Below are 24,899 nucleotides of genomic sequence, written 5' to 3'. Positions count from 1 at the left end.
TTCTTGCGGCACCCGCCGCCATGAGCATCTGCAGGCAGGGGAGACAGAGCAGAAATGGCGGTCGCAAAAGCGATTGTGACAAAGATTCGCATGGTATCCTCCAGGTTGAATGGCAAGCTTCCCGTGCGAGCTTGTCAGAACATAGGCCGCAATCGGGCCGTTGCCGCCGCAATGATTAATCCCCTCGCGCCAGAGCGCTCGGTCGTTGCGTTCTTCGGACGGTCCATGCGCTGCTACACACCATCGGTCACGGACATGGAGGAAGCGACAATGAAGGCCCCGGAATGTGATCGGCTTGCGCCAATGGGCTGGGCGTCAGCCCCCGTATGCCCCTTTTCAAAGGTTGAGCAACGCCGCGAACTGAGGCCGCGCGAGCCGCCCTATTGGCATTCGGTGGCAAGGTGCAGGCAAATCGGTGTCTACGTCCCAAACGCCAGAATCTGCACCTGGACAGCGCGCTTCATGACCGTTGGAGGCCGCTACGTTCAGCGCAGGCTGGCCTCGGCACGCGAATGCGACCCGGAAGCCATCAGCTACGAAAGCGCACTTCGTCTCGCCATCGCATGGTTCGAGAGCGAACCTGTCCGCGCAGTCGCGAAAAGCGCGAGGCCGATAGGAAAGGCGGAAGGTCTCAATTTCTGCCCCTATGGGTCGGTCTACACGGTCGGTTCGGCACTTGCCGACTACCTTGAATGGTCGCGCATCGCCCGCTCCCCCGGCGGACACTACAACAATATCGTGCTGATCAATTTTCACCTGTCGGGGCCGATACTGAGCGAGGCCCTGGAAGAGTTCAACGCCCGCCACCTGCGCGACATTGCGCAACGTGTTCTTGCCACGCACGCCACGCGGGCCAGAGCTGGGACTTCCAACGTTGATCCTTCTGCCGATCTGGTCAGGCGCGCGAAGCGGGCCTTCAATAGCGTCATCACCGTACTGCGGATGGCGTTTCGGCATGCCTGGGATAGCGGAAGAATTTCGTCGGATCGCCCCCTGAGGTGTCTGCATCGGATTGCGGTTCCTCCGGCGGCCAGGACGTTGTTCCTAGACCGCGACGAATGCCACAGGCTGTTGAGCAACTGTACGCCAGCGCTCGCGAACCTGGTGCTAGCGGGACTCTATACCGGATGCCGCGTTGGCGAGTTGGGGCAACTCAGGGTCGGTGATGTGGGTAGAGAGGTCTTTGGGCTGCATGTGTCCGCGTTCAAACTCGCGCCTGCCCGCTTTGTGTTCCTGCCTGATGAGGCGATGGCGTTCTTTCTTTCGCTCTGCGAGGGCAAGGAACAGGGCGACCGCGTCCTGCTATCCGACAAGGGGAAGGTCTGGAATCGGCAGCACGCGAACCTGTTCCGGCGTGCGGTCAGCCAAGCCGGGCTTCCCCCGGAATTCGTGTTCCATGGACTTCGCCACACATACGCCAGCGACCTGGTGCGGAACGGAGTGCCCTTGAGCCTTGTGGCCCGCCAACTTGGTCACGCAGACACCCGCTCTGTCGCGGCGACCTATGGCCATCTGGCGGAGCAGTTCAGAGAGGATCAGATCAGGACCAGGTTTTCCCCATTGTCCGAGGCCTACCAGGCGGAGGCACGGCTGCAACGGCCAAGGCTGGAAGCGATATGGGCTGCCGTCCATGGCAATGACTGGCGCAGCTACGGCGGCGGTCTTGCGCCAGCCGACCGGCGTCAGCGCAGCTCCATTCGGACCCCATCTGAGGTGCTTGAAGCCTTTGGCATTCATGGCCGACCGGGTTAACCGCCTGTTAACCGGCTGCTGCTACGGCTTTGGAGTGGCTGCGAGGAGTTTTCCGCCATGTTTCCTGACGAAGTGACTTTCCGTGCTCTTTTGGCCGCCAGCGCAGCCGAGAGACAGGGTTTCCATGCGACAGCGGAGGCGTTTCTCGCTCTGGCGCGCGGCAGCATTCTTGATGCGTTGACGGTGCAGCCTTGGATTGACCGCCGCCCATGGACAACCGATCATCTGAGCGGACCGGAGCGATGGGGGCACGACGAAGTTTGAAGAGTTCCGCTAAATCCCGGGTCGCGGACGATAAGTGAACCTACGTTTTGCAACTGTTATTGCAGGCAAAAACCAGAGGCGCGCTTACGGCGATAGAGCACTGATTACAATCGAATGTGTTTGCCTCTTGCCGCCAAAATTTGCGAATGCAGGATGGTCGCATGCATGGCCCGCACTTCCCGGAAAACAAGGTATCCGACTACGGCGACGGCCCCTAAGAGGGCATTGATTTGTGGCTCCGGCTTGATGCCGTTCCACCATAGCCCGCCCCAGAAAATGGCAATGACGAGCAGCGGAAGCCATTCAGTTTCGTTCCTAAACTTTCTCAGCTTCGCCATTTCCTCTTTGAAGTCGTCGTCATCCATCGACCGCCCCTTTCACTGCAACACCCGGTCCCGCCGCCACTTGGCCACCTTCCAGGAACTGGATCCCCCGGGCCTCTAGCGTCAGCCGCACGAGCTGGACCGTAGACGCCTTCCCTTCGCCCTTGTCGAGTTTGTTGAGCGTGTTCCGGTGCAGGCCGGTCGCTTCGGCAAGCTCTGGATTGGCGATGCCCAGCGCCGCTTTCGCCATTCTGAACTGATCTGCGGTCATATGATGCCTCAATATTTGTGCTGTCAGCACTTTTAGTGGGTTGACAGCATATGCTGTCGGCCCTATTTATATGCTAACAGCACAACGGAGAAGCCGCAATGACCTTCGACCGCGCCCAGATCATGACGGAAGCCTGGACCATCGCCCGCCGCTTCGCGGGCAACCGCGAGACTTGGGGCCAGCGCCTGTCGCGCGCCCTCAAGCTGGTCTGGTGGAATGCGAAGGAAGCGGCCCGCCGCGCTGTCGAGACCGCCCGCCGGGCTGCGGAACGGGTAGCTGAATTCGCCGGGCGCACCGCCTCCTCGATCCGCGCGGAAATCGAAAACATGGAAAACACCGACCGGCTGGGCTTCGACGGTATCGAGCGTCTCGCCGCCGCGCGCCGTGCGCTAGGCGAGGCTGTAGCGCGGGAAGCCGACGCGGTGGCCGAGGACTTCGCCGCCAAGCGGGCGCTGATCGCCTCCGCACAAGGTCGCTTCTGCGTCGTCACTTTCATCAAGACCGACGGAACCCGCCGCGTCATGCGGGTGCAGCCCGCCGCCCTCAAGTTCCACGTCAAGGGCGAGGCCGCCAGCGAGGCAGGGCGCAAGGCGGCTGAAGCCCGCGCCCAGCGCCATCCGAACCTCCTGCCGGTCTGGGATACCCAAGCGAAAGCCCCCCGGTCGGTCAACCTCGCCACCGTCCTGACTATCAAGGTAGACGGCGCGACGCACAACTTTCCCCCGGCGGCCTGATCGGCTTGCCTCCCCATCCTGACAACCGAGAAAGGAACCTGCCCATGCAGAGCCAGAGCAGCCAATCGGCCCCCGGCGTTTTGCCAGAGGAGAAGTGGAACGAACTGCACGACATGCTCACCTTGGCGCTGGACGCGCTGGGCGAGCGACCGCAGGACTTCACGCCCGACTTTCTGATGAACGCGGTGCTGCACCAGCGCCTTGCCATCAAGATTAGCCACGCAGCCATGGAGCGGGCACAATGAACGATCGGCAAGCCTACTTCCACGAACTGCAACAGACCGCCAATCTCGCCGAATGCTTGTCGGGCGCATTGTCTGCCTGCTTCGGTCGCCCGGAACGGGAAAACCTTGGCTTCGTTCTTGTCGGGGAAATCTACACGCTGGTGAAAGAGCTGCAGTTGGGCTTGGACAGCACCAACCTGCCGGAGGAGGATGCATGACGCGGCCCGTCTCTCTTTGGGAGAACGAGCAGGTAGAGGGCTACGCCCTTTGCGCAGAGTTCATTCTCAACGACAACCGCGCGAAAGTTGACGCGTTGCGGCAACGGCAAGCAGCGTTTGAAGCCACGCTTCCAACAGATCCAGAGGCCATTGTAGATGCAGCCCTTAGGCTTATGCACCCGAACGGCGCGACCTATCCCGGCAAGTTCGAGGAAGCCTTGCACATGGCCAAGGCACTGCGTCCGATGATCCGGGACTTGGATACCGCCAATCCGGGGCCGGATCGTGATGCGCTGCTCTGGTTTGCGGATCAGGTTATGTGGGCGCTGGAACTCTTGTCCCGCGATCTGGACCATCTCAGCGCCATTCTCGGCAACGCCAAGAGGATTGCACGCGAAGCAGAATACGGATGCGCGGACACCTGACCATCACCTGTCAAACTACCAATCCCGGCATTGGCCCTCACAGCGACGAAACGCCCCGCCCAGCGCGGGGCTTTTCCATTTGCGCAGGTGGCGCCTATAGACCTTCCCCCCTGCGACCAGCGCCCCGGTCGCAGATGCCAAACAAAAGCACTGGACGGGTGCGTTGCGACTGAGTCAGTTTCAGCCACAGCAGACGATCCGACGAAAGCTCTCTGGCCGCCATGACTTCCCGCCCCAAATCCCCCCGCGAGCGCGCCGCTCGCGCCCTTTGCAACCTCGAAGGCCACCCGCCAGACGTCATGTTCGACGGCGGCCCCATGTGGGTGAGCTACCTGCCGACAGTGGACGCGGTTCTGCGGATCGTGCTGGGGGATAAGGCTTGGGCGGCGATGGTGGAAGCGGAGAAGAACCCGTGAGGCGCGGGCGTTGAAAAGCCTTAAGGACATCTGTGCGGCGGTAAATGCACCGAAGCGTGTCCTTGCCTTCTCGTCATGGAAGCCCGTCAACGACACGCTGCGCCTAACGGGCAGCTTGGAAGCGGATGGCTTCATCATGAGCGGCGTTACCTTCATGGCCATGTGCGCGCCAGAGCGGCCCGACGAGCGGATGGCCCTCAACCTTCTCGCCGAAATCAAGCTGAGACCGAGATGCATCGCCAGGGTGGATTGGCGTGGCCTAGGACACGGAAACACGTTGGCCGGGTGTGGCCCGCATCGCTTCGTTGATGCAGGTCGGACACACTTCCACGACCCAGAACTGCACTATCTCTTTGGCTTCGATGAACTTTTTGACCGAGGATACGACTTGCCAGTCGCGTTACCCTTGGACCCGATCCCAGACAATCTTGACGATCTTCTAGCACAAGCGGGCGAATTGCTCCATATTCAGAACCTGAAGGACATGCCAGTACCGCCATGGGAACCCCGAACCACACTCATCTGAAGGGCGTTGACGTTGCAGTCGATGCAGCTGTCGCCCGGCTGGTGTCCTTGGATGCCGTTGGCGGGCGCTATCGTATTTCTATGCCGGTCACTCTTTGCACCGGGTCCATGGTCGACGTTTCTGTCTGGGCAGAGCCAGGTGGGACGTTCATGGTCTCCGACGATGGAACCGCCCACTTCGAGGCCACCTTGGCCATGGTCAGCGAACGCACGTTCGGAGCCGTGGCGCGCGCCAAGATTACGCCCTATGGCGCGCTGTTCGACGGTCACTCCATGCTTTTCATTCGCGTCGGCGCAGAAAGACTGCACGGGGCGATTGTCGCCATGGCCAGCCTGATCAAGGAAGTGGTGGATGAGGCCATCGCCCGCGCGGCCCGCGCAAAGGCCGCCAGCACCATTAACACCCTGTATGAGCGGATCGGCATGGCCTTCCCAAATGCCGAGGTCCAGCACCACGCGGGGATGATCGGGGCTTCTACTGCCGAGTATGAAGTGGACGCTGTGGTAAAGACTGATCGTGGTCTACTGGTGTTCGACATGTTCACCAAGGATCCGATCTCGATAGCCGCGACATTCACAAAGCTTTCTGACCTGTCCCGGCTGGAACAAGCTCCACGCCTTATCGCTGTAACACCTACGCCCGAAATGGTCGGGCCGAAGCTTCAGCTAATCTCCAGTGTTGCGCCGATCATTCGCCCAGATGCCACGATTGAGACTTACCTGAAGGCAGCAGCCTAAACCCACCATCCCGGACCCTTCCCCGGAACTAGCCCCGCGTCGCGCGGGGCTTTTCTTTGTAGCGGAGTTGCATGGTGGCTAAATCGCTGGTGTTGGGGTTCCTTCACGGCCTCCGTTAACGGCAGCCTTTGGCCACGATCTGACGGTCAATAGCCTGCACCTTGCCCTTGGCGACTGCAATCAGCGCCTCTTGGTCGCCACCCGACATGCTGGAGAGCGGCAAACCAAGCAGGAAAACACCCCAAGCATCACCGCTGGCAGCAGACTTCTGCCGGGCGCTGAGGTTGTCCAGTTCCTGCGAAATCTTGGTCTTCTCAGAAACCAACTGCTTGCACGAATGGCGCGAGTAAGAGTCCGCCCCCACCTCGACGGCGGCGATTTGGTCGGGCTGCTTGGCACACGCCGAAAGCAAGAGCACACCAACGAGCGAGACTGTCTTTACATTCATTTGAGGACTTCTTCCTAGACACGGTTGATCGATGTCCGGGTGTGTTGTCCGGGAAAAGGGGTGAGAGAGTGACGCGACTGTGTTCAGAATCTGCAACCTTTACGGGAGTCGATCTGTGTCTGCTATTCGCCGGTAACAACCGGTCGTCCGGCCCGCCTCAAAGGCAGCGCAACTCGTCCACGAGAGCTGCCAGAGTAGAACCTTAAGCGTTCTGAATTAGGCGGGCGCTTAGGCGGGTACAGCGCAAGAGCCCCCATTTTTTTCAAAAAAATCAATGGAGATTGGTGGAGCAGAGGGGGATCGAACCCCTGACCTTATCATTGCGAACGATACGCTCTCCCAACTGAGCTACTGCCCCATCCGCGCCGCCGTATTCATCGCAAATCGGGGGGAGAGTCAAGCCGGGTCCGACGCGGCTTCATTGGGCATGGTCACGCACGAAGGCGATAATGTCCGCCGCCGGGCGCGCACCTGCGAGGCGCGCGATCTCGCGGCCCTTGCGGTAAAGGATCAGCGCCGGAATGCCGCGGATGCCCGCGCGGGCGGAGACCTGCGGATGGTCCTCGGTGTTCAGCTTCATCAGCCGCACGCCCGGAGCCAGCGTCCTGGCGGCCTTGGCGAATTCAGGGGCCATCATCCGGCAGGGGCCGCACCAGGGCGCCCAGTAGTCGACCAGCACCGGCAGGCCATCACCCTGCGTCACCTTGTCATGCGTCGCGGCATCCAGTTCGGCCACGCCGCCATCCAGCAGCACCGCACCGCAAACCCCGCATTTCGGGCTGTCCGCCAGCCGGGCGACCGGCACGCGGTTTGACTGGCCGCAGGTGGCGCAGGTCAGTTTCACGGCATCAACCACGGGCATGGTGTTCCCCACATCTTTCAAGCCTTGAAGATGTGCTGCGCCCGACCCGCGCGCAAGGGCGTCAGAGGAAATCCTCTTCCTCGCCCGCCACGTCGACGCCCAGCGCTTCAAGGCCCGCTTCCAGGTTCTCGGCCAGGTGCGGCATGCCCATCAGGTAGTCCGCCGTGGGCGTCGTCGCCTCGGCCAGCGCCGTTGCCACCGCCTCGTCGAAATCCTCGGGCTCGAACGCGCCGCGACCGACCCAGGCGACCGCCGTCAGCTGCGCCTTATCGTCATCGTTCAGCGCGTCGATGAAGGCGTGCAGCTCGGCATCCCCCGCCCCCGTTTCGCGGGCCAGGTAGATCACATGCACCACCTTCTGCGGGCTGATCTCGAACATGGCGGTCTCCTTCGTTTCAGGCATGGTCGCGCAATGGGCGGCAGCGCGCAAGCATCAGCCGAGGGTCCAGGTCGTCGCACCATGCGCCAGCGCCCCGGCCAGCGTGGCGAGCACGACGGACTTGCGGGTGAACCAGACCGCCAGCACCGCCAGCGTGCCGACGATCACCGGCAGGAGGCGGGCGAGGTCGGGCACCAGCGAGGGCAGGATCGCCGCGACGAAAAGCGTGCCGATGGCTGCCGGGCCGGTCGAGGCGAGGAAGCGGCCCAGCCAGCCCGAGGCGGCCACCCGCTCCATCCGCGCGAGGATCGGCAGGGCGCGGAAGGCCCAGTTCGCGGCCCCGGCCATCAGGGCGACGGTCAGCAGGTCCCAGCTCATTTGCGCAGGACCCCCGCCACCGCCCCGGCCAGCATTCCCAGAAGGATGCCGCTGGTCGCGCTGATCGCCAGCGTGGCCACCACCGTCACCGACCCCGCCACCACGATCACCGGCAGCTGCCGCCGGTTCAGGATCGACAGGAGAAGCGCGAGGAAGAGGGCGGGCAGCATGAAACCCAACCCCGCGTTCACCGCGGGCCAGCCCTCCAGCGCGCCACCCCCGGCATAGGCGCCGACCACGGTACCCGAGACCCAGGAGGCATAGGCGCCAAGGCCGAGACCGAACATATAGGGTTCGGAAAACCGCTGCCCTCGCGCCAGCGCGCCCAAAGCCTGACCGAAGACCTCGTCCGTCAGGCCCCAGGCCCAGGCCCAGGCATGGCGGCGGGTCGCGCCCTCGCCCGCCTCGCGCATCAGGGCGGGACCGTAAAGGACGTGGCGCAGGTTCATCGCGATCAGCGTGAAGGCGGCAACCAGCACCGGCGCGCCCGAGGACAGGAGCGCCAGCGCCAGGAATTGCGAGGCCCCGGCGTAGATGATCAGCGAGAGCGCAAAGGCCTCCAGCCCGGTGAAGCCCGCCTGGGTGGCGGCAACGCCGAAGGAGAAGGCGATGGGGAAATAGCCCATGACGATGGGCAGGCTGGCGGCAAGGCCGTCAAGGAAAGGCGGGCGGGTCCGGGTCATCGCCGCAAGCGCTACCTTGGGCAGCGCCTCCGGTCAATGCTGCGTCATTGTTGCGGAAAGCCTGACTTGCGCGATGCGCCCCGCGCCGTCATTCTGATCGTCGAAACCTGCTCAGGAACCGCCCCATGCGCTCGCTTGCCCTCGCTGCCGCCCTCGCCCTTGCGCCGACGCTGGCCCTCGCACAATCCAGGGAAATCCCCGGGTCGGAGTTCGAGGCCGGCAACTGGATCGGCGGGGCCTACACCGACGACCGCGGCGCGTTCTCCTATTGCTACATCACCGTCAGCTACCAGAACGGGCAGGATCTGTGGATCGGGCTTTACCCCAACGACACGCTGTCGATCCTGCTTCGGCAGCCCGACGTGAAGTTCCAGCCCGGCCAGAAGTTCGAGCTGTGGGTGATGATGGAAACCGGCATCCCCGCCATCGGCAACGGCGAGGCCTGGGACGCCGACTATGGCGGAATCACCTATGACGGCATCCAGGCCACGGTGGATTTCCTGAACAGCGGCCGCTACCTGCGGATGCTGGGGATGGGGATCGACGACGGTTTCGACGTGGACGGGATCAGCCCGGCGCTGGTGCAGGCGCAGGATTGCCTGGCGCGACAAGGCGGCGGCGGCAAGGTGTTGGGTACGACGCCCGGCGTGAAGACGCCGCCCAAGGTGCCGGACCTGACCAAGCCGAAGACCAGCGGCGTCGGTTCGGGCGGCGGGCTTGGCACCCGGCCCGGCGGGGCGCTTGGCACGCCCGCGCCGAAGCCGCAGCCCTAGGCGGGATCCAGCGCCCGGAAGGCCCCGTTCCAGTAGACCAGCCCTCCGGCGCCGGGGGTGGTGCGGACCGCCTGCACCCGGCCGGTCAGGATCGAATGGGTGTCGCGTTCGATCATCTCCTCGACCGTGCAGTCGAAGGCGGCAGGCGCGCCGACCAGAAGCCGCGCGCCGGTGACGGCGGTTTCCCACTCCGCCCCCTCATAGCGCGCGGCGCCCTTCACGCCCCCGAAGCCCGAGAACCGCTCCGCCACCGCCTGATGCGCCCGGCCCAGCGAGGACCAGCCGAAGCGGCCATAGCTGTGAAGCAACCCGTGGCTGGAGGCGCTGCGGTTGACCACGGCCAACAGCAGCGGCGGATCAGCCGAGGGCGAGATCACCGAGGTGACGACGAGGCCCGAAGCCTCGTCACCATCGCCCACGGTGATCACGCTGCAATTGCCGACGAAGGCCTTGGTCGCCTCGCGGAAGCTTTTCGCGTCCACTAGCGGATGCCCGCTGCCTGAAGCTTCGGCAGCACAGTGTCGCGGAAATAGGGGAACTCCTCGACATAGTCGACGAAGGACAGCGTGGTTCCCGCAAAGCCCGTCGCGTGCAGCTTCAGGATACCTTCCGCCACCAGATCCGGCGTGCCGATCAGCGGGTAGCCGCCATGCCCCAGCGCGAAGAGATGCTTGATCTGGGCCAGAAGGTCATGCGGGAAGCTGTGGGCATGGGCGAACTGCAGCCGCACCAGGTTGTCGACCGCATCGGTATCGGCGTTCTGCACGGCGGTGTAGTCGGCATAGGCTTTCGCCTCGGCCTCGGTCGGGCGGCAGATGACGTGGGAGAAAGTCAGCACGTCGACCTTGCGGCCTTTGGCGGCGGCCTGTGCCTTGAGCTCGGCGATCTCGCCCTTCGACCGCTCCAGGTCGATGGCCGGGGTGAACAGGAAATCGGCGTTGTCGGTGGCGAAGCCGCGCCCCTGCGGGCTGCCCGCCGCGTTGATGATCGGGACCGAGCCGCGGATCGGCTTCGGGTCGCCCTTCACCCGCTTGGCTTTGAAATAGGTGCCGTCCCAGTCGAAATGTTCGTCCGAGGTCCAGAGCTTCTGCACCAGGTCGAACCATTCCTGCGCATAGGCATAGCGGGTTTCATGGTCGTCCGGCAGGCTGAGGCCAAGCGCCTCATACTCCGGCTTGTTCCAGCCCGCGACGATGTTGAGGCCCGCGCGGCCGTGGCCGATCTGGTCGATGGTGGCGATCTGCTTGGCCACCACGACCGGATGGTTCGCCGCGGTGTGGATGGTGGCGAAGACTGCGATGTTCTTCGTCGCCGCCAGAAGGCCCGCGGCCCAGGTCATCGTCTCCAGCACGCCGCCGTGAAAATCGGTTTCACCGCCATAGCCGATCCAGCGGGCGATCGGCAGCATGAAGTCGATCCCGGCCTCGTCCAGCATCTTCGCCAGCTTCAGGTTGTTGTCCCAGCTGTTGACCCAGCGTTCGGGCACCTTGGTGGGGGTCATCCCCGAGGAGCAGTTGGTCGAAAAAGTACCCAAGCGGAAACGGTCGCCCGAGAGCATCGGGTGGTGTGGCATGTCGGTGATCCCTGTTGTGGTTTTGGTGATATTTTATGTTTGAAAGTCTATCGTAAATTCCATTTGCGTCAACCGTCAGGTGCGGCAAAACTTCGCAGGCTGGCAGAGCGCGGCGGCGGGAGAAGAAAATGGTTCGAACTCAAAATGATGCCGGTGAAACCCCCGGCCTCGACCTGCGCTGGCACCTGGCGGAAAGCGCGGTCGAGGTCGACACGACCGAACTGGAATTCGCGCTGATGCGGACCTTCGAGGGATTCGGGCGCTGGCAGTCGGAATGCCTGGCCTCGGTCTGTGATCTGGCGGCGACCGGGCCGGAGAATGCGCTGCTGCACATCATCCGCATGAATGACCGGCCCAAGACGATCAAGGACCTCGCCCGGCTGACCAACCGCGACGACGTGCCGAACATCCAGTATTCCCTGCGCAAGCTGATCGGCGCAGGGCTGGTGCTGCGCAAGGGGGCGGGGCGGTCGGGCGTGACCTATATGGTGACGGACGAAGGGCGCCGCGTGACCGATGACTACGGCGCGCTCAGGCGGCGGCTGTTGTTGCAGGCGGTGGCCAACGTGCCCGGCTTTTCCGACCGCCTGGCCGAGGCGACGCGGACGCTGAACCTGCTGTCGGGCATCTACGAGGAAATCTCGCGCGTGGCGGCGACGCATCGGCGGGGGTAGCCGGGCCCTGTCGCGGGCCCGGCCCTTGGGTTACTCCGCGGCTTCCATATAGGCCTCGATCGGCGGGCAGGTGCAGATCAGGTTGCGGTCGCCGTAGACGTTGTCGACCCGACCCACCGGCGGCCAGTACTTGTCGACCCGGAACGCGCCGGGCGGGAAGCATCCGGCCTCGCGGCTGTACTTCCGGTTCCATTCGCCGACCAGCGCCGCAACGGTGTGGGGCGCGTGGCGGAGGGGGGAGTCCTCGGAACTGATCTCGCCGCGTTCCACCGCCGCAATCTCTTCGCGGATTGCCAGAAGGGCAGTGATGAAACGGTCGATCTCGGCCTTGGTCTCGGACTCTGTCGGCTCCACCATCAGCGTCCCCGCCACCGGCCAGCTCATCGTCGGCGCGTGGAAACCGTTGTCGATCAACCGCTTGGCGATGTCGTCCACCGTCACCCCCGCCTCGGCAAAGGGGCGGGTGTCGAGGATGCATTCATGCGCAACCCGGCCCTTGTTGCCCATGAACAGGATCGGGTAGTGGGGCGAAAGCCGCGCCGCGATGTAGTTCGCGTTCAGGATCGCCACCCGCGTCGCCTGCGTGAGGCCCGGCCCGCCCATCATCAGGCAATAGGCCCAGCTGATCAGCAGGATCGAGGCCGACCCATAGGGCGCCGCCGAGACGGTCCCGAGATCGTTGTCGTGCAGCCGTGCCACATCGGAGCCTTCGGTCTCCGGATGACCCGGCAGATGCGGCGCAAGGTGCGCCTTCACCCCGATGGGTCCCATGCCCGGCCCGCCGCCGCCATGCGGGATGGCGAAGGTCTTGTGCAGGTTCAGGTGGCTCACATCCCCACCGATCTCGCCGGGTTTCACCAGCCCGACGAGGGCATTCATGTTGGCCCCGTCGATATAGACCTGCCCGCCGTGGTCATGGGTGATCTTGCAGATCGTCTTCACCGTCTCTTCGAAGACGCCATGCGTCGACGGATAGGTGATCATGCAGGCCGCCAGCCGGTCGCCTGCCGCCTCGGCCTTGGCGCGGAAGTCCTCGACATCCACGTCGCCGTTCGGAGCGGATTTGACGACGATGACCTCCATCCCCGCCATCTGCGCCGAGGCCGGGTTGGTGCCATGCGCCGAGGTCGGGATCAGGCAGACCTTGCGATCATGGTCCCCCCGCGCGCGGTGATAGGCGAGGATGGTCAGAAGTCCGGCATATTCCCCCTGGGCGCCCGAGTTCGGCTGCATTGAGAAGGCGTCATAGCCGGTGATCTCGCAGAGCTTCGCCGACAGGTCGGTGATCGCCTCGGCATAGCCCGCCGCCTGGTCGCGCGGGGCGAAGGGGTGGAGCGAGCCAAACTCCGGCCAGGTGATCGGCATCATCTCCGCCGCCGCGTTCAGCTTCATCGTGCAGGAGCCGAGCGGGATCATCGCCCGGTCCAGCGCCAGGTCGCGGTCGGACAGCCGGCGCATGTAGCGCATCATCTCGCTCTCGGCGCGGTTCATATGGAAGACGGGATGGGTCAGGTAGTCGGTCGTCCGCAGCATCTCTTCCGGGAAGCCCAGCGTCGCCCGGTGCGGCGGCACGCCCTCGATCCCGAAGGCGCGGAGGACCTTGATCAGCACCCGCTCATCCGTCGTTTCGTCCAGGCTGATCCCCACCCGGTCGAGGCCGATCTTGCGGAAGTTGAGCCCCTCGTTCCGCGCCGCCGCAAGGATGCCCGCCTGACCGACCCCGACCTCGACGGTGATCGTGTCGAAGAACCCTTTCGGCGAGACCTTGGCCCCCGCCGCCTTCAAGGCGCGGGCCAGCCGCTGGGTCAGGAAATGCACGCGCTCGGCAATCGCCCGCAGCCCCTTCGGTCCGTGGAAGACGGCATACATGCTGGCCATCACCGCCAGAAGCGCCTGCGCCGTGCAGACGTTCGACGTGGCCTTCTCGCGCCGGATATGCTGCTCACGGGTCTGGAGCGACAGCCGGTAGGCCTTGCCGCCCTGTGCATCAATCGACACCCCGACGATCCGCCCCGGCATCTGCCGCTTGTGCGCGTCCTTCACCGCCATGAAGGCAGCGTGCGGCCCGCCATAGCCCATCGGCACGCCGAAGCGCTGCGCCGAGCCGACCGCGATATCGGCACCCATCGCGCCGGGTTCCTTCAGCATGCAGAGCGCGAGAAGGTCCGTCGCCATGATCGCGATAGCCCCGGCCGCATGCAGCTTCGCGATGCGGACGGTGAAGTCGACGACATGACCGTAGCTGGAGGGATACTGGAAGATCGCCCCGAACACCCTGGTCGGGTCGAGATTCCGCACGTCATCCTCGATAATCTCGATCCCGAGCGGCATCGCCCGGGTGCGGATCACTGCGATGGTCTGCGGATGGCAGAAGCGGTCGACGAAGAAGGCCTTCGCCTTCGACTTCGCGACCCGCTCGGCCATTGTCATCGCTTCCGCCGCCGCCGTCGCCTCGTCCAAGAGCGAGGCGTTCGCCACGTCGAGGCCCGTCAGGTCGCAGATCATGGTCTGGAAGTTCAAGAGCGCCTCCAGCCGTCCCTGCGCGATCTCGGGCTGGTAGGGGGTGTAGGCGGTATACCAGGCCGGGTTCTCCAGGATGTTCCGCTGGATCGCCGGGGGTGTGACAGTGCCGTAATAACCCTGCCCGATCAGCGAGGCCATCACCCGGTTCTTCTGGGATACCTCGCTCATCTTCGCCAGAAGCTCATGTTCGGCCAGCGGCGCCCAGCTCAAAGGCTCCGATTGCCGGATCGAGGCCGGCACGGTCTGCTCGATCAGCTCGTCCAGCGAACGCACGCCGGTCGCGGCCAGCATCTCCTCCATCTCCACCGGAGAGGGGCCGATGTGGCGGCGGTTGGCGAAGTCGTAGGGGTTGTAGTCGGTGGGGGTGAAGGTCATGGGACACCTCGAATGGTCAGTGAATGCGCCCGGCACCAAGTCCCCAAGATCCTTAAGCAAGGATTTTGCCAAATTTCTTGCTTAAGAAATTTGGGGCGCGCGCGCGCGTGGGGCGGTCAGCCGATCAGGTCCTGATACTCGTCCTCGTCCATGAACTGATCGAGCACGCTCAGGTCGTCAACCTTCAGCTTGAAGAACCAGGCGGCGCCCGTCGGGTCCTCGTTCACCAGGCCCGGGTTGTCGACCAGCTTCTCGTTGACCGCCACCACCTCACCGTCGATCGGCGCCAGGATGTCGCTGGCCGCCTTGACGCTTTCGATCACGCAGACCTCGTCGCCCTCGGCCACCTGCGTCTCGGTCTCCGGCAGTTCCACGAAGACCACGTCGCCCAGCTGGGTCGCGGCGTGTTCGGTGATGCCGACGACCACATGGTCACCCTCGACGCGCAGCCATTCATGTTCCTTGGTGTATTTCATCGCATTGCCTCAACGCTTGTAGGTGGTGGGATGGAAGGGAAGCTCGGATACGGTCACGGGCAGGCGCTTGCCGCGCACCTCGCCCAGAAGGGTCGTGCCGAGTGTAGCATGGGCGCGGGCGACATAGCCCATCGCAATCGGCGCATTCACCGAAGGCCCGAACCCGCCCGAGGTGACGCGGCCGACCGGCGTGCCGTCATCGGCGAACAGCTCCACGCCTTCGCGCATCGGGGCCCGGCCCTCGGGGCGCAGGCCCACGCGCACCCGCTCCGGCCCCTCGGCCAGTTCCTTCAGGATCCGCGCCGCACCGGGGAAGCCGCCCTCGCGGGCGCCACCGGCCTTGCGGGCCTTCTGGAGCGCCCAGGTCAGATTGGCCTCGATGGGCGAGGTCGAGGTGTCGATGTCATGGCCGTAGAGGCACAGCCCCGCCTCAAGCCGCAGGCTGTCCCGCGCGCCAAGCCCGATGGGCGCCACGCCCGGCTGCGCCAGCAGCTTCCGCGCGAACCCTTCGGCCTCGGCCTCGGGCACCGAGACCTCGAACCCGTCCTCGCCGGTATAACCCGACCGGCTGACCCAGATGTCCCCGATCACCCGGTGATCCATGAACCGCATCGCCGCGATGCCCGGCACGACCGCCTCCAGCGCCGCCTCGGCCCCCGGCCCCTGCAAGGCCAGCAGTGCCCGGTCGGTCACGGGTTCCACCGAAACCCCCGGCATCCCGGCGGTCATGTGCGCGATGTCCGCCGCCTTGCAGGCCGCATTCACCACGACATAAAGGTGATCGCCCCGGTTGGTGAACATCAGATCGTCGAGGATGCCGCCGCCGTCATTGGTGAACAGGCCATAGCGCTGCCGCCCCTCGGCCAGCCCCAGCACATCGACCGGCATCAGCGCCTCGAAGGCGAGCTTCAGCGCCTCCATCGTGCCCTTCGGTCGCAGGATCACCTGCCCCATGTGGCTGACGTCGAACAGCCCGGCGGCGCTGCGCGTGTGCAGGTGTTCCTTCAGCACGCCGTCCGGGTATTGCACCGGCATCAGGTAGCCCGCGAAGGGCACCATCTTGCCGCCAAGCTCTTCATGCAGGCGTTCAAGCCCCAGATGCAGCAGGTCCGCTTCCTTCAGGTCGGCCATCGCCGCCCCTCCCCCATTGGCCGGAAAACGCACCGGCACCGACAGGCGGGCCGATCCCCACCCTGCGATGCCCCCTCTGTCCCTGCGCCTTGCGGCACGCCTGAGATCGTTATCCCTTCGGCGTCCCGCCTTGCGCGGGAACTCTCCAGAGTCTCTTCGTCAGCTACGGTCCCTTGCGCCTGAGAGTTTACCGGGGCGGTTGCTCCTTCGGCACCTTTGGGCTGTTGAGGCCCGCCGGATTCTCCCGAACCTGACGCGCCTTGCCTAGCGCAAAGCCCCCAGTCCGGGCAAGAGGAAAACGGAATACGACGGTATGCCGCAGGCCAGCGACATCACAGCGTGCGGCGCAGGATCACCCGCCAGGCCAGCCAGATCGCCAGAAGACCGAAGACCACGCCCCCCGTCGCCTGTCCGATCAGCACCCCTGCCGCGCCCGCCCATTGCGCGCCAAGCGCGGCGAAGGGCACCGTGCCGAGCGTATGCCGCGCCCAGTTGATCACGGTCGACTGGTAGGCCGCGCCAAGGTTGTTGCAGGTGGCATTGGCGACGAAGATCAGCCCGTTGAAGAAGAACAGAAGCGACAGCGGCCCGCAGAACAGGAACAGAAGCTCCCGCGTCTCGCCCGTCGCATGGAAGAGGTCCGCCAGCGGCCCGCGCAGCACGAAAAGCACCGCCGAGACCGTGGTGATGACCAGCGCGGTGAAGACCACCGCCTCGCGGAAGGTCCGCCGTACCCGCGCCATCTGCCCGGCGCCGAGGTTCTGGCCGATGATCGGCCCCACCGCTCCGGCCAGCGCGAAGATCATCGCGAAAGCCACCGGCGTCAGCCGCCCGGCAATCGCCATCCCCGCCACCGCCGCCTCGCCATAGCCCGCGACCATCCGAGTCACGATGGCTTGCCCGACCGGCGTCGCCATCTGGGTCAGGATCGCCGGGCCCGAGATCGCGAACAACGGCCCCAGCCCGCTGGTCAACGCCTCGCGACTGAGCGGAGCGAAACCGCCGATCCGCCGCCAGACCGGCATCAGCGCCACCGTCGCCATGACCACGCGCGACCCGGCCCCGGCAATAGCCGCGCCTTCCAGCTTCCAGCCCGCCCAGAGGATCAGCACCGGGTCCAGCGCGGCCAGCGCCACTGCGCCCCAGACCGTCACCATCATCGCCCGCCGCGCCTCGCCATAGGAGCGCAGGATGGCCGAGCCGACGATGCCAAGGATCAGGAGGGGTTGGCTCAGCGTGTAGACCTGCAGGAACTGCAGCGTCTCGTCCGCCGTCCGCCCGGTCGCGCCCAAAGCGGGCACGATCCAGGGCAGCAGCACCAACACCAGTGCCGCAAAGCCGGTGCCGAGGATCAGGCTCAGCATCAGCCCGACCGTCGCCCGCTCCTGCGCCAGCACCGGATCGCGCGCGCCCACCGCCTGCGCCACCAGCGCCGACACCCCAATCGAAAGCCCGATGCCGAAGGCCGTGGTGAAGAACATCACCGCCCCGGCATAGCCCGTGGCCGCCGTCAGCACCGGGTCCTTCAGCCAGGAGATATAGACCATGTTGATGAGGTCGACGATGAAGATCGCCATCAGCCCGACCGATCCGGTCAGCGACATCACCGCCACATGACGGAAGAGGTTGCCCTCGACAAACCTCGCCTGCGGCACCGCCATGCCAAAGCCCTTTCACATTTGCCCAAATATCCTCGGGGGGTCCGGGGGGCGAAGCGCCCCCGGCGGCTGCCCAAGGGCTCAGACGCCCGGCACCTTGCGCAGAAGCGGCATCACATCCGCCATCTCCGGCCCGGCATCGCGACCCGTCAGCGCCCGGCGCAGCGGGCGGAACAGGTCCTTGCCCTTGCGCCCCGTCGCCTCCTTGACGGCGGAAGTCCACTCGCCCCAGGTCGCCGTGGTCCAGGGCCGCGCCGGCAACATCGCCAGGGCCTGCGCCACGAATTCCCGGTCCGCCTCGTCCACCACCGGCTCCGCCCCGTCGCGGAAGAGCGTCCACCACTGCCCGAGATCGTCCAGCACCGTGATGTTGCCCTTGGCCACCGCCCAGAACGCCTCTGCCTCGGCGTCCGGCACACCCAAGCCCACGATCCGCTCCTTCACCGCCGCGAAGGGCAGCGCCTGCACATGGTGGCGGGTCAGAGGGAACAGGTCCTCGGCGTCGAACTTGGTGGGCGCCGCGCCGAACGACCCGATGTCGAACCCCGCGACCAGATCGTCCATCGAGGCCGCCAGCTCCACCGGCTTCGACGACCCCAGCCGCGCCATCAAGCTCAACAAAGCCATCGGCTCCACCCCCCGCGCCCGCAGGTCGCGCAGCGACAGGACGCCCAGCCGCTTGGACAATTCCTCGCCCTGCGGTCCGGTCAGGAGGCTGTGATGCGCAAAGGTCGGCGGGATGCCCCCCAGCGCCTTCATGATCTGGATCTGCGTCGCCGTGTTCGTCACATGATCGGCCCCGCGCACGATATGGGTGACCCCCATCTCCACGTCATCGACCGAGGAGGCGAAGGTATACAGCACCTGCCCGTCCGCCTTGATCAGCACCGGGTCGCTGACGGACGCGGCGTCGATCGAGATCGGCCCGATGATCCCGTCCTTCCACTCGATCCGCTCCTGATCCAGCTTGAAGCGCCAGTAGCCCTGCCGCCCCTCGGCGCGGTAGGCCGCCTTCTGCTCTTCGGTCAGGGCCAGCGCCGCGCGGTCATAGACCGGGGGACGCCCCATGTTCAGCAGCTTCTTCCGCTTCAGGTCCAGCTCGACCGGGCTCTCGAAACATTCGTAGAACCGCTCTGCCGCCTTCAGCCGCTCCGCCGCCGCGGCATAACGGTCCATCCGCTTCGACTGCTGCTCGATCCGGTCGTAGCGGATGCCCAGCCAGTCGAGGTCCGCCTTCAGCCCGTCGATATATTCCTGTTTCGACCGTTCCTGGTCGGTGTCATCCAGCCGCAGGATGAAGGTCCCGCCGTTCTGGCGGGCGATCATGTAGTTCATCAGCGCAGTGCGCAGGTTGCCCACATGGATCCAGCCAGTGGGCGAGGGGGCGAAGCGGGTGGTGACGGTCATCGGGGGGCTCCTTCAAGCGCCCTTCCCTGTCACAAGCCCCCGCCTTTGTCCAGTTTTCGCCGACGGTGCCGCATCCCGTGGCAACGCCGTCCGAGGGGCTCGATGCCCCGAGGCCGGCTCCCCGTTCCAGGATCACACCGGATGCACCGGCCAGTACCGCGCCAGATCCTCCAGCCCCGCCCGGATCAGCTCGCGCAGCACAGTTTCGTCCACTGCCGCCAGTCGCCGGATGTAAAGGCAGGACTTGCCGGTCCGGTGCGGGCCAAGCCGGGCCAGAAGCGCGCCGAAGTCCGCATAGCCGGGCATGATGTAGATCGACAGCTCGGCCGTCCGCGGCGAGAACCCCGTGGCCAGGCTCTCCCCCGAATGCCCGCTCGCATAGCGATAGGCATAGCGACCGAAACCCGCCATCGACGGCCCCCAGAGCCGCGGCTCCCAGCCCGTCACCTCGCCGAAGATCGCCAGCAGCCGCCCGGCCTCCTCCCGCCGCTTCGGGTCCACCCCCGCCAGCCATGCCTCCCGGTCCAGCGGCGCGCTCTTCGTCTTCGCTTCCTTCGCCATCCCGACCTCCCGCCCGACCCAGCCTAACACAGGCAGCGCATCGCCGCGCCCCCTTCCCCCCACCTCGCGGGCCGCCTATCTTCCGCCCATGACCAACCCCTCGCCTGACAGCATCGCCCCTTCCCTCGCCTTCCTCGAACAGCTCGCGCATGAGGCGATCTCGACCCTGCCCGACCCGTTCCGCGAACCCGCCACCCACATCCGCCTGCGGGTCGAGGACTTCCCCGGGGACGAGGTGCTGGAGGAACTGGGTGTCGACGATGCCTTCGACCTGACCGGCCTCTACGACGGCATTCCGCTGACCGAGAAATCCACCGCCGACCAGATGACCCGCCCCGACGTGGTCTGGCTCTTCCGCCGCCCGATCCTCGACGAATGGGCCGAACGCGGCAATGTCTCGATCCAGGAATTGGTGACGCATGTCGTGATCCACGAGATCGCGCATCACTTCGGCTGGTCCGACGACGACATCGCCGCCATCGACCCCTGGTGGGAGTGAGGCCCGGCCCAAACCCTTCCAAGGAATCTGCCAAGAGTTTTCGAAAACTTTTGCCCCCGGCCCCACCCGCCGCGAGCAGTTCCATTTCACGCCGAAGCCACTATGATAGCGGTAACACGAACAGGTGCCGCATGTCCCAGCTTCCGATCCTGACCCTCACGCTCAACCCAGCGCTCGACATGGCGACCGAGGTGCACGAGCTGACTCCCGGCCACAAGCTGCGCTGTGCCGAACCGCTCCTCGACCCCGGCGGCGGCGGACTCAACGTCTCCCGCGCGATCAAGGCCCTGGGGGGTGACAGCCTCGCCCTTGTCGCCATCGGCGGGCTGACCGGCGACCGGCTGGCGGGCCTGATCCGGGCCGAGGGCGTGACCTTCCTCTCCATCCTCGGCCCCGGCGAGACGCGTCAGTCCTTGACCGTGAACGAGGCCACCAGCGGCAAGCAATACCGCTTCATGCTGCCAGGGCCTGTCTGGGGCGAGGCGGAACGTGCCCGCGTCTTCACCCTCCTGCGCGCCACCGCCCGGCCCGGCGGCATCTCGGTGATCTCCGGCAGCCAGCCCCCCGGCGTGCCGATCGACTTTCCCGCGCAACTCGCCGCCTCAATGCCCGAAAGCCGCATCGTGCTCGACACGTCCGGCGCCACCCTGACCGAGGCGGTGCGCCATCCGATTCCCGGCCTGGAAGTCCTGCGGATGGACGGACCCGAGGGCGAGGAACTGGCCGGCAAGCCGCTCCCCACCCTCGCCGACACCGCCGAATTCGCGCAATCGCTGGTCCGGCGCGGCGTGGCCAGGACGGTGATCGTCGCGCGCGGGGCCGAAGGCAACGTTCTGGCCGACGCCGGTCAGAAGCTCTTCGCCAAGGCCGCCAAGGTGCGGGTCAAGTCCACCGTCGGCGCGGGCGACAGCTTCGTCGCCGCCTTCGTGCTGGCCCTGTCGCGCGGCCAGTCGAACGCCGAGGCGCTGGCGATGGGCTCCGCCGCGGCTTCCGCCGCCGTCACCACCGACGCGACCCAGCTCTGTCGCCCGGAAGACGTGATGCGCCTGCTTCCGGAATGTGCGGTGAGCGAAGTGTAGAGTGGGGTTCGACCCAACCTCCCGGTTTACACCCCGATCAGCTCCGCCTGCCGCACGATCACCTCGGCCTGCCGCATGCTGGCGATATCCACCAACCGCCCCTTGTAGACCGCAGCGCCCTGGCCTGCGGCCTTCGCCGCCTCCATCGCCGCGAGGATTTCCCGCGCCTCGGTTACCGCCGCCTCGGACGGCGTGAAGACCTCGTTCGCCAGCGCCACCTGCTTCGGGTGGATCGCCCATTTGCCGACCATCCCCAGCGTCGCCGAACGTCGCGCCTGCGCCCGGAACCCCTCTTCGTCCGAGAAATCCCCGAACGGACCGTCGACCGGCAAGACGCCATGTGTCCGGCAGGCCGCCACGATTGCCGCCTGCGCCCAGTGCCAGGGGTCGGACCAATACTTCTGCCCCTCGCGGTGCATGTAGTAGTTTTCCTGCGTCCCACCGATGCCGGTGGTCTGCATTCCCATGCTGGCGGCGAAATCCGCCGCGCCAAGACTCATCGCCTGCAAGCGGGGGGAGGAGGCCGCGATCTCCTCGACATGCGCGATCCCCGCCGCCGTTTCGATGATCACCTCCAGCCCGATCCGCTTCTTGCGACCCGCCGCCGCCTCGCAGGCGGTCACCAGCGCATCCACCGCATAGACATCCGCCGCGCAGCCGACCTTAGGGATCATGATCTGGTCCAGCCGGTCGCCCGCCTGCTCCAGCAGGTCGACCACGTCGCGGTACCAGAACGGCGTATCCAGCCCGTTGATCCGCACGCTCAGCGTCTTGCGGCCCCAGTCGACCTCGGAGATCGCCTTGATGATGTTCGCCCGCGCCTGCGGCTTGTCCGCCGGGGCGACGGAGTCCTCCAGGTCGAGGTTGATCACATCCGCAGCACTTGCCGCCATCTTGGCGAAAAGCTCGGGCCGCGAGCCGGGGCCGAAAAGCTGGCAGCGGTTCGGGCGGGCGGGGGCAGCGGGTTGCAGGCGGAAGCTCATGGGGATTCCTGTGGGCAAGGATATGTCGCGGGTTGCTTTGCCAGGGTTATATTGTTGCGCGCGGCGGCGCAACATTCCTTTTGCTTATGCAGAAACTCGCGCGCCTTTCCAAACCCGGCGCTGCCCCCTACAGTCCCGCCCATGATCACCGCCCAGGCCGAGACCTTCCCGCTCCGCAACCATTTCACCATCTCGCGCGGCTCGAAGACCGAGGCGCGGGTGGTCACCGCCACCGTCACCCGCGGCGGGTATCGCGGCTGGGGCGAAGGCCTGCCCTATCCGCGCTATGGCGAGACGGTGGAGGAGGCGATCGCGGCAATAACCGCCCTGCCCGAGAGGATCACGCGCGCCGCCCTGCAACAGGCGATGAAGCCCGGCGCGGCACGGAATGCGGTGGACTGCGCGCTCTGGGATCTGGAGGCGAAGGCTGCGGGAAGGCCCGTGTGGCAGCTTGCCGGTCTCGCCGAGCCGAAGCCGGTGGAGATCGCCTTCACCCTCTCGCTCGACACGCCGCAGGCGATGCGCGCTGCCGCCGCGCGGAACGCCCATCGTGCAGTGCTGAAAGTCAAGCTTGGCACCCCCGCCGACATGCCCCGGATCGAGGCGGTCCGGCAGGGCGCCCCGAAGGTCCGCCTGATCGTCGACGCGAACGAGGGCTGGACGCCCGAGGTCTACACCGACCTTGCCCCGCACCTGATCCGGCTGGGGGTGGAGATGGTGGAACAGCCGCTCCCGCAGGGGGCCGACGACATGCTGGCCGAGATCGCTCGCCCGCTGCCGGTCTGCGCCGACGAAAGCGCCCATGATGCGGCCTCGCTGCCCGGGCTGGTGGGCAAGTACGATGTGGTGAACCTGAAGCTCGACAAGACCGGCGGGTTGACCGAGGCCCTGCGTGCCCGCGCCGAGGCCCGGCGGCTGGGGCTGAAGGTGATGGTCGGCTGCATGATCTCGACCTCGCTCTCGATGGCCCCCGCGATCCTGGTCGCGCAGGCGGCCGACTGGTCCGACCTTGACGGCCCCGCCGACATGGCGCAGGACCGCGACAATCCGGTCCGATACGACGACCGCCACATCCACCCGGCCCTGCCGCAGCTTTGGGGATAGAGCATGACCCGCACCGTCTATGTGAATGGAGACTACCTGCCCGAAAGCGAGGCGAAGGTGTCGATCTTCGACCGGGGCTTCCTGATGGCGGATGGGGTCTATGAGGTGACCTCGGTGCTGGACGGGAAGCTGATCGACTTCGACGGGCATGTGAAACGGCTCTGGCGGTCGCTGGCGGAGCTGGAGATGACCTGCCCGGTCAGCGAGGCGGAACTCTTGGCGATGCACCGGGAACTGGTCGCGCGGAATGGGATCGAGCAGGGGATGATCTACCTGCAGGTCACGCGGGGCAATCCGGGGGATCGCAGCTTTGTATTCCCCGCCGCCGACCTGCCGGGGACCATCGTCGCCTTCACGCAGGATATCCCGAACCTGGCCGATGCGCCCGCCGCGAAGACCGGGTTCCGGGTGATCACCATCCCGGACCTGCGGTGGAGCCGGGTGGATATCAAGACGGTGCAGCTCTTGTACCCCTCGATGGGGAAGATGGCGGCGAAGAAGGCGGGGGTGGACGACAGCTGGTTCACGGATGACGACGGGGCGGTGACCGAGGGGACCTCGAACAACGCCTGGATCGTAAAGGGGAACCGGATCATCACCCGGGCCCTGGGCAACGATATCCTGCACGGGATCACCCGGGCGGCGGTGCTGCGCTTCGCGAGGGAGGCGCAGTTCGAGGTGGAGGAGCGGGCCTTCACTCCCGCCGAGGCGCAGGGGGCGGACGAGGCGTTCTCGACCGCGGCCTCGATCTTCGTGATGCCGGTGGTCGAGGTCGACGGGAAGCCGGTCGGGACCGGCAAGCCGGGGCCGGTCGCGGCGCGGCTACGGGAGATCTATCTGGACGAGATGCGGAAGGCGGCGATCTGAGGTGTCCACGGTGGACAATCGCCGCGTTTCCCTCAGAATCAATGGGTTGCGATTTTCCGTTAGGGGTTTCTTAACACCTGTCCACGCCCATCCGGGGGCCACATGACGCTTTATATCGACGCCGATGCCTGCCCGGTGAAGGGTGAGGCCGAGACGGTGGCGACGCGCCATCGGGTGCGGATGGTGGTGGTGTCGAACGGGGGGATAAGACCCTCGCAGAACCCGCTGGTGGAGAGCGTCTTCGTTTCCAGCGGCCCCGATGAAGCGGACAAGTGGATCGCCGAAGCCTGCGGGCCGGGGGATGTGGTTGTCACCGGAGACATCCCGCTGGCGGCGAAATGCGTGGCGGCGGGGGCGCGGGTGGTCAAGCACAACGGCGAGGAACTGACGGCGGCCAATGTCGGGATGGCGCTGGCCACAAGGGACCTGATGCAGGACCTGCGGTCGGCTGATCCATTCCGGCAGGGGGGCGGGAGGGCCTTCTCCAAGGCGGACCGGAGCCGGTTCCTGGACGTGCTGGACCGGGTGCTGCGGGCGGCGGCGCGATGATTCGGGGTGGGGGCAGAGTCGGGGCAC

The 24,899-nt window shown here is 65.8% G+C and carries 32 protein-coding genes, 1 tRNA gene and 1 riboswitch; of the genes, 16 read left to right on the top strand and 17 right to left on the bottom strand.

The window, feature by feature from the left end; genetic code table 11:
• Window positions 1-462 precede the first annotated feature (462 nt).
• Window positions 463-1,752, top strand: coding sequence for a tyrosine-type recombinase/integrase (locus JNJ68_RS18910; protein ID WP_294985156.1), 1,290 nt, complete (start codon window positions 463-465; stop codon window positions 1,750-1,752).
• Window positions 1,753-1,809: 57 nt separating this feature from the next.
• A complete protein-coding gene (locus JNJ68_RS18905) occupies window positions 1,810-2,016 on the top strand; it encodes a hypothetical protein (RefSeq protein ID WP_294985153.1) in 207 nt (68 codons plus the stop codon).
• A 104-nt stretch (window positions 2,017-2,120) separates the two neighbouring features.
• Here the strand turns inward: JNJ68_RS18905 and JNJ68_RS18900 are convergent, their stop codons facing one another.
• The gene (locus tag JNJ68_RS18900; protein WP_294985151.1) at window positions 2,121-2,381 is read right to left on the bottom strand and encodes a hypothetical protein; all 261 of its coding nucleotides are present in this window, start codon (window positions 2,379-2,381) and stop codon (window positions 2,121-2,123) included.
• Window positions 2,374-2,610 (bottom strand): transcriptional regulator, encoded by a 237-nt coding sequence (locus JNJ68_RS18895; protein WP_294985150.1) that lies wholly within the window; start codon window positions 2,608-2,610, stop codon window positions 2,374-2,376. The genes JNJ68_RS18900 and JNJ68_RS18895 overlap by 8 nt, the downstream gene beginning before the upstream one ends.
• Window positions 2,611-2,708: 98 nt before the next feature.
• Here JNJ68_RS18895 and JNJ68_RS18890 point away from each other — a divergent pair, with 98 nt between their 5' ends.
• The 7 genes from JNJ68_RS18890 (at window position 2,709) to JNJ68_RS18860 (ending at window position 5,890) form a co-directional block, all read left to right on the top strand.
• Window positions 2,709-3,344, top strand: coding sequence for a hypothetical protein (locus tag JNJ68_RS18890; RefSeq protein WP_294985148.1), 636 nt, complete (start codon window positions 2,709-2,711; stop codon window positions 3,342-3,344).
• Between the two features lie 44 nt (window positions 3,345-3,388).
• On the top strand, window positions 3,389-3,589 hold the full coding sequence (locus JNJ68_RS18885) for a hypothetical protein (RefSeq protein WP_294985145.1): 201 nt from the start codon (window positions 3,389-3,391) through the stop codon (window positions 3,587-3,589).
• Window positions 3,586-3,786, top strand: coding sequence for a hypothetical protein (locus tag JNJ68_RS18880; protein WP_294985143.1), 201 nt, complete (start codon window positions 3,586-3,588; stop codon window positions 3,784-3,786). The genes JNJ68_RS18885 and JNJ68_RS18880 overlap by 4 nt, the downstream gene beginning before the upstream one ends.
• Complete coding sequence (locus JNJ68_RS18875; RefSeq protein ID WP_294985140.1) at window positions 3,783-4,211, top strand: hypothetical protein; 429 nt, start codon at window positions 3,783-3,785, stop codon at window positions 4,209-4,211. Before JNJ68_RS18880 ends, JNJ68_RS18875 begins: the two co-directional genes overlap by 4 nt.
• 221 nt (window positions 4,212-4,432) lie before the next feature.
• Window positions 4,433-4,627 (top strand): hypothetical protein, encoded by a 195-nt coding sequence (locus tag JNJ68_RS18870; protein ID WP_294985137.1) that lies wholly within the window; start codon window positions 4,433-4,435, stop codon window positions 4,625-4,627.
• A gap of 10 nt (window positions 4,628-4,637) precedes the next feature.
• Window positions 4,638-5,153 carry a hypothetical protein gene (locus JNJ68_RS18865; RefSeq protein ID WP_294985135.1) on the top strand — a complete coding sequence of 172 codons (516 nt, stop codon included), beginning with the start codon at window positions 4,638-4,640 and terminating at the stop codon, window positions 5,151-5,153.
• Window positions 5,126-5,890, top strand: coding sequence for a hypothetical protein (locus JNJ68_RS18860; RefSeq protein WP_294985132.1), 765 nt, complete (start codon window positions 5,126-5,128; stop codon window positions 5,888-5,890). Before JNJ68_RS18865 ends, JNJ68_RS18860 begins: the two co-directional genes overlap by 28 nt.
• A 115-nt stretch (window positions 5,891-6,005) precedes the next feature.
• Here JNJ68_RS18860 and JNJ68_RS18855 read toward each other — a convergent pair whose 3' ends face one another.
• From JNJ68_RS18855 to JNJ68_RS18830, 6 genes are all read right to left on the bottom strand, one after another.
• Window positions 6,006-6,338, bottom strand: a complete 333-nt coding sequence (locus JNJ68_RS18855) for a hypothetical protein (RefSeq protein WP_294985129.1) — start codon at window positions 6,336-6,338, stop codon at window positions 6,006-6,008.
• Between the two features lie 282 nt (window positions 6,339-6,620).
• Window positions 6,621-6,696, bottom strand: a tRNA-Ala gene (locus JNJ68_RS18850).
• 60 nt (window positions 6,697-6,756) lie between these two features.
• Window positions 6,757-7,200, bottom strand: a complete 444-nt coding sequence (gene trxC, locus JNJ68_RS18845) for a thioredoxin TrxC (protein ID WP_294985126.1) — start codon at window positions 7,198-7,200, stop codon at window positions 6,757-6,759.
• 61 nt (window positions 7,201-7,261) lie between these two features.
• Window positions 7,262-7,579, bottom strand: coding sequence for a DUF3775 domain-containing protein (locus tag JNJ68_RS18840; RefSeq protein ID WP_294985123.1), 318 nt, complete (start codon window positions 7,577-7,579; stop codon window positions 7,262-7,264).
• Window positions 7,580-7,633: 54 nt separating this feature from the next.
• Window positions 7,634-7,957, bottom strand: coding sequence for an AzlD domain-containing protein (locus JNJ68_RS18835; RefSeq protein ID WP_294985121.1), 324 nt, complete (start codon window positions 7,955-7,957; stop codon window positions 7,634-7,636).
• A complete protein-coding gene (locus tag JNJ68_RS18830) occupies window positions 7,954-8,640 on the bottom strand; it encodes an AzlC family ABC transporter permease (RefSeq protein WP_294985118.1) in 687 nt (228 codons plus the stop codon). Before JNJ68_RS18830 ends, JNJ68_RS18835 begins: the two co-directional genes overlap by 4 nt.
• Before the next feature lie 125 nt (window positions 8,641-8,765).
• Here JNJ68_RS18830 and JNJ68_RS18825 point away from each other — a divergent pair, with 125 nt between their 5' ends.
• On the top strand, window positions 8,766-9,413 hold the full coding sequence (locus tag JNJ68_RS18825) for a hypothetical protein (protein WP_294985116.1): 648 nt from the start codon (window positions 8,766-8,768) through the stop codon (window positions 9,411-9,413).
• On the opposite strand, the gene JNJ68_RS18820 is transcribed toward JNJ68_RS18825, so the two are convergent.
• Both JNJ68_RS18820 and JNJ68_RS18815 read right to left on the bottom strand, forming a co-directional pair.
• On the bottom strand, window positions 9,410-9,895 hold the full coding sequence (locus JNJ68_RS18820) for a flavin reductase family protein (RefSeq protein ID WP_294985113.1): 486 nt from the start codon (window positions 9,893-9,895) through the stop codon (window positions 9,410-9,412). The genes JNJ68_RS18825 and JNJ68_RS18820 overlap by 4 nt on opposite strands.
• The gene (locus tag JNJ68_RS18815; RefSeq protein WP_294985111.1) at window positions 9,895-10,986 is read right to left on the bottom strand and encodes an LLM class flavin-dependent oxidoreductase; all 1,092 of its coding nucleotides are present in this window, start codon (window positions 10,984-10,986) and stop codon (window positions 9,895-9,897) included. Before JNJ68_RS18815 ends, JNJ68_RS18820 begins: the two co-directional genes overlap by 1 nt.
• Window positions 10,987-11,114: 128 nt before the next feature.
• Here JNJ68_RS18815 and JNJ68_RS18810 point away from each other — a divergent pair, with 128 nt between their 5' ends.
• Window positions 11,115-11,660 carry a winged helix DNA-binding protein gene (locus JNJ68_RS18810; RefSeq protein WP_294985109.1) on the top strand — a complete coding sequence of 182 codons (546 nt, stop codon included), beginning with the start codon at window positions 11,115-11,117 and terminating at the stop codon, window positions 11,658-11,660.
• A 30-nt stretch (window positions 11,661-11,690) separates the two neighbouring features.
• Here JNJ68_RS18810 and gcvP read toward each other — a convergent pair whose 3' ends face one another.
• The 6 genes from gcvP to JNJ68_RS18780 all read right to left on the bottom strand — a co-directional run bounded on the left by gcvP (window position 11,691) and on the right by JNJ68_RS18780 (window position 19,791).
• Window positions 11,691-14,558 carry an aminomethyl-transferring glycine dehydrogenase gene (gene gcvP / locus JNJ68_RS18805; RefSeq protein ID WP_294985107.1) on the bottom strand — a complete coding sequence of 956 codons (2,868 nt, stop codon included), beginning with the start codon at window positions 14,556-14,558 and terminating at the stop codon, window positions 11,691-11,693.
• 116 nt (window positions 14,559-14,674) lie between these two features.
• Window positions 14,675-15,034, bottom strand: a complete 360-nt coding sequence (gcvH, locus tag JNJ68_RS18800; RefSeq protein ID WP_294985105.1) for a glycine cleavage system protein GcvH — start codon at window positions 15,032-15,034, stop codon at window positions 14,675-14,677.
• 9 nt (window positions 15,035-15,043) lie between these two features.
• Window positions 15,044-16,165, bottom strand: a complete 1,122-nt coding sequence (gene gcvT, locus JNJ68_RS18795) for a glycine cleavage system aminomethyltransferase GcvT (RefSeq protein ID WP_294985103.1) — start codon at window positions 16,163-16,165, stop codon at window positions 15,044-15,046.
• A 156-nt stretch (window positions 16,166-16,321) separates the two neighbouring features.
• Window positions 16,322-16,422, bottom strand: a riboswitch (glycine riboswitch).
• 75 nt (window positions 16,423-16,497) lie between these two features.
• The gene (locus JNJ68_RS18790) at window positions 16,498-17,826 is read right to left on the bottom strand and encodes an MATE family efflux transporter (protein ID WP_294985101.1); all 1,329 of its coding nucleotides are present in this window, start codon (window positions 17,824-17,826) and stop codon (window positions 16,498-16,500) included.
• 78 nt (window positions 17,827-17,904) lie between these two features.
• A complete protein-coding gene (gene gltX, locus JNJ68_RS18785; RefSeq protein WP_294985099.1) occupies window positions 17,905-19,230 on the bottom strand; it encodes a glutamate--tRNA ligase in 1,326 nt (441 codons plus the stop codon).
• Window positions 19,231-19,362: 132 nt separating this feature from the next.
• Complete coding sequence (locus tag JNJ68_RS18780; protein WP_294985097.1) at window positions 19,363-19,791, bottom strand: DUF1801 domain-containing protein; 429 nt, start codon at window positions 19,789-19,791, stop codon at window positions 19,363-19,365.
• A gap of 88 nt (window positions 19,792-19,879) precedes the next feature.
• Between JNJ68_RS18780 and JNJ68_RS18775 the strand changes: the two genes are divergently transcribed.
• Window positions 19,880-20,290, top strand: coding sequence for a metallopeptidase family protein (locus JNJ68_RS18775; RefSeq protein ID WP_294985095.1), 411 nt, complete (start codon window positions 19,880-19,882; stop codon window positions 20,288-20,290).
• Between the two features lie 131 nt (window positions 20,291-20,421).
• Window positions 20,422-21,369, top strand: a complete 948-nt coding sequence (locus tag JNJ68_RS18770; protein ID WP_294985092.1) for a 1-phosphofructokinase family hexose kinase — start codon at window positions 20,422-20,424, stop codon at window positions 21,367-21,369.
• Window positions 21,370-21,395: 26 nt separating this feature from the next.
• Here JNJ68_RS18770 and JNJ68_RS18765 read toward each other — a convergent pair whose 3' ends face one another.
• Entirely contained in the window at window positions 21,396-22,352 is a 957-nt protein-coding gene (locus JNJ68_RS18765) for an L-malyl-CoA/beta-methylmalyl-CoA lyase (RefSeq protein ID WP_294985089.1), read from the bottom strand.
• Window positions 22,353-22,493: 141 nt separating this feature from the next.
• Here JNJ68_RS18765 and dgcA point away from each other — a divergent pair, with 141 nt between their 5' ends.
• The 3 genes from dgcA (at window position 22,494) to JNJ68_RS18750 (ending at window position 24,872) form a co-directional block, all read left to right on the top strand.
• Window positions 22,494-23,456, top strand: a complete 963-nt coding sequence (dgcA, locus tag JNJ68_RS18760) for an N-acetyl-D-Glu racemase DgcA (protein ID WP_294985086.1) — start codon at window positions 22,494-22,496, stop codon at window positions 23,454-23,456.
• 3 nt (window positions 23,457-23,459) lie between these two features.
• Window positions 23,460-24,323: a D-amino-acid transaminase gene (locus tag JNJ68_RS18755; RefSeq protein WP_294985084.1), complete on the top strand. Its 864-nt coding sequence runs from the start codon at window positions 23,460-23,462 to the stop codon at window positions 24,321-24,323.
• A 102-nt stretch (window positions 24,324-24,425) separates the two neighbouring features.
• A complete protein-coding gene (locus JNJ68_RS18750) occupies window positions 24,426-24,872 on the top strand; it encodes a YaiI/YqxD family protein (RefSeq protein ID WP_294985081.1) in 447 nt (148 codons plus the stop codon).
• The last annotated feature ends 27 nt before the right edge of the window (window positions 24,873-24,899 follow it).

Origin of the sequence: Tabrizicola sp. (assembly GCF_016793705.1) — a bacterium.
Classification (GTDB): domain Bacteria; phylum Pseudomonadota; class Alphaproteobacteria; order Rhodobacterales; family Rhodobacteraceae; genus Tabrizicola.
Note: the sequence above shows the minus strand (reverse complement) of the source record. Positions and strands in the feature narration are given on the sequence as shown.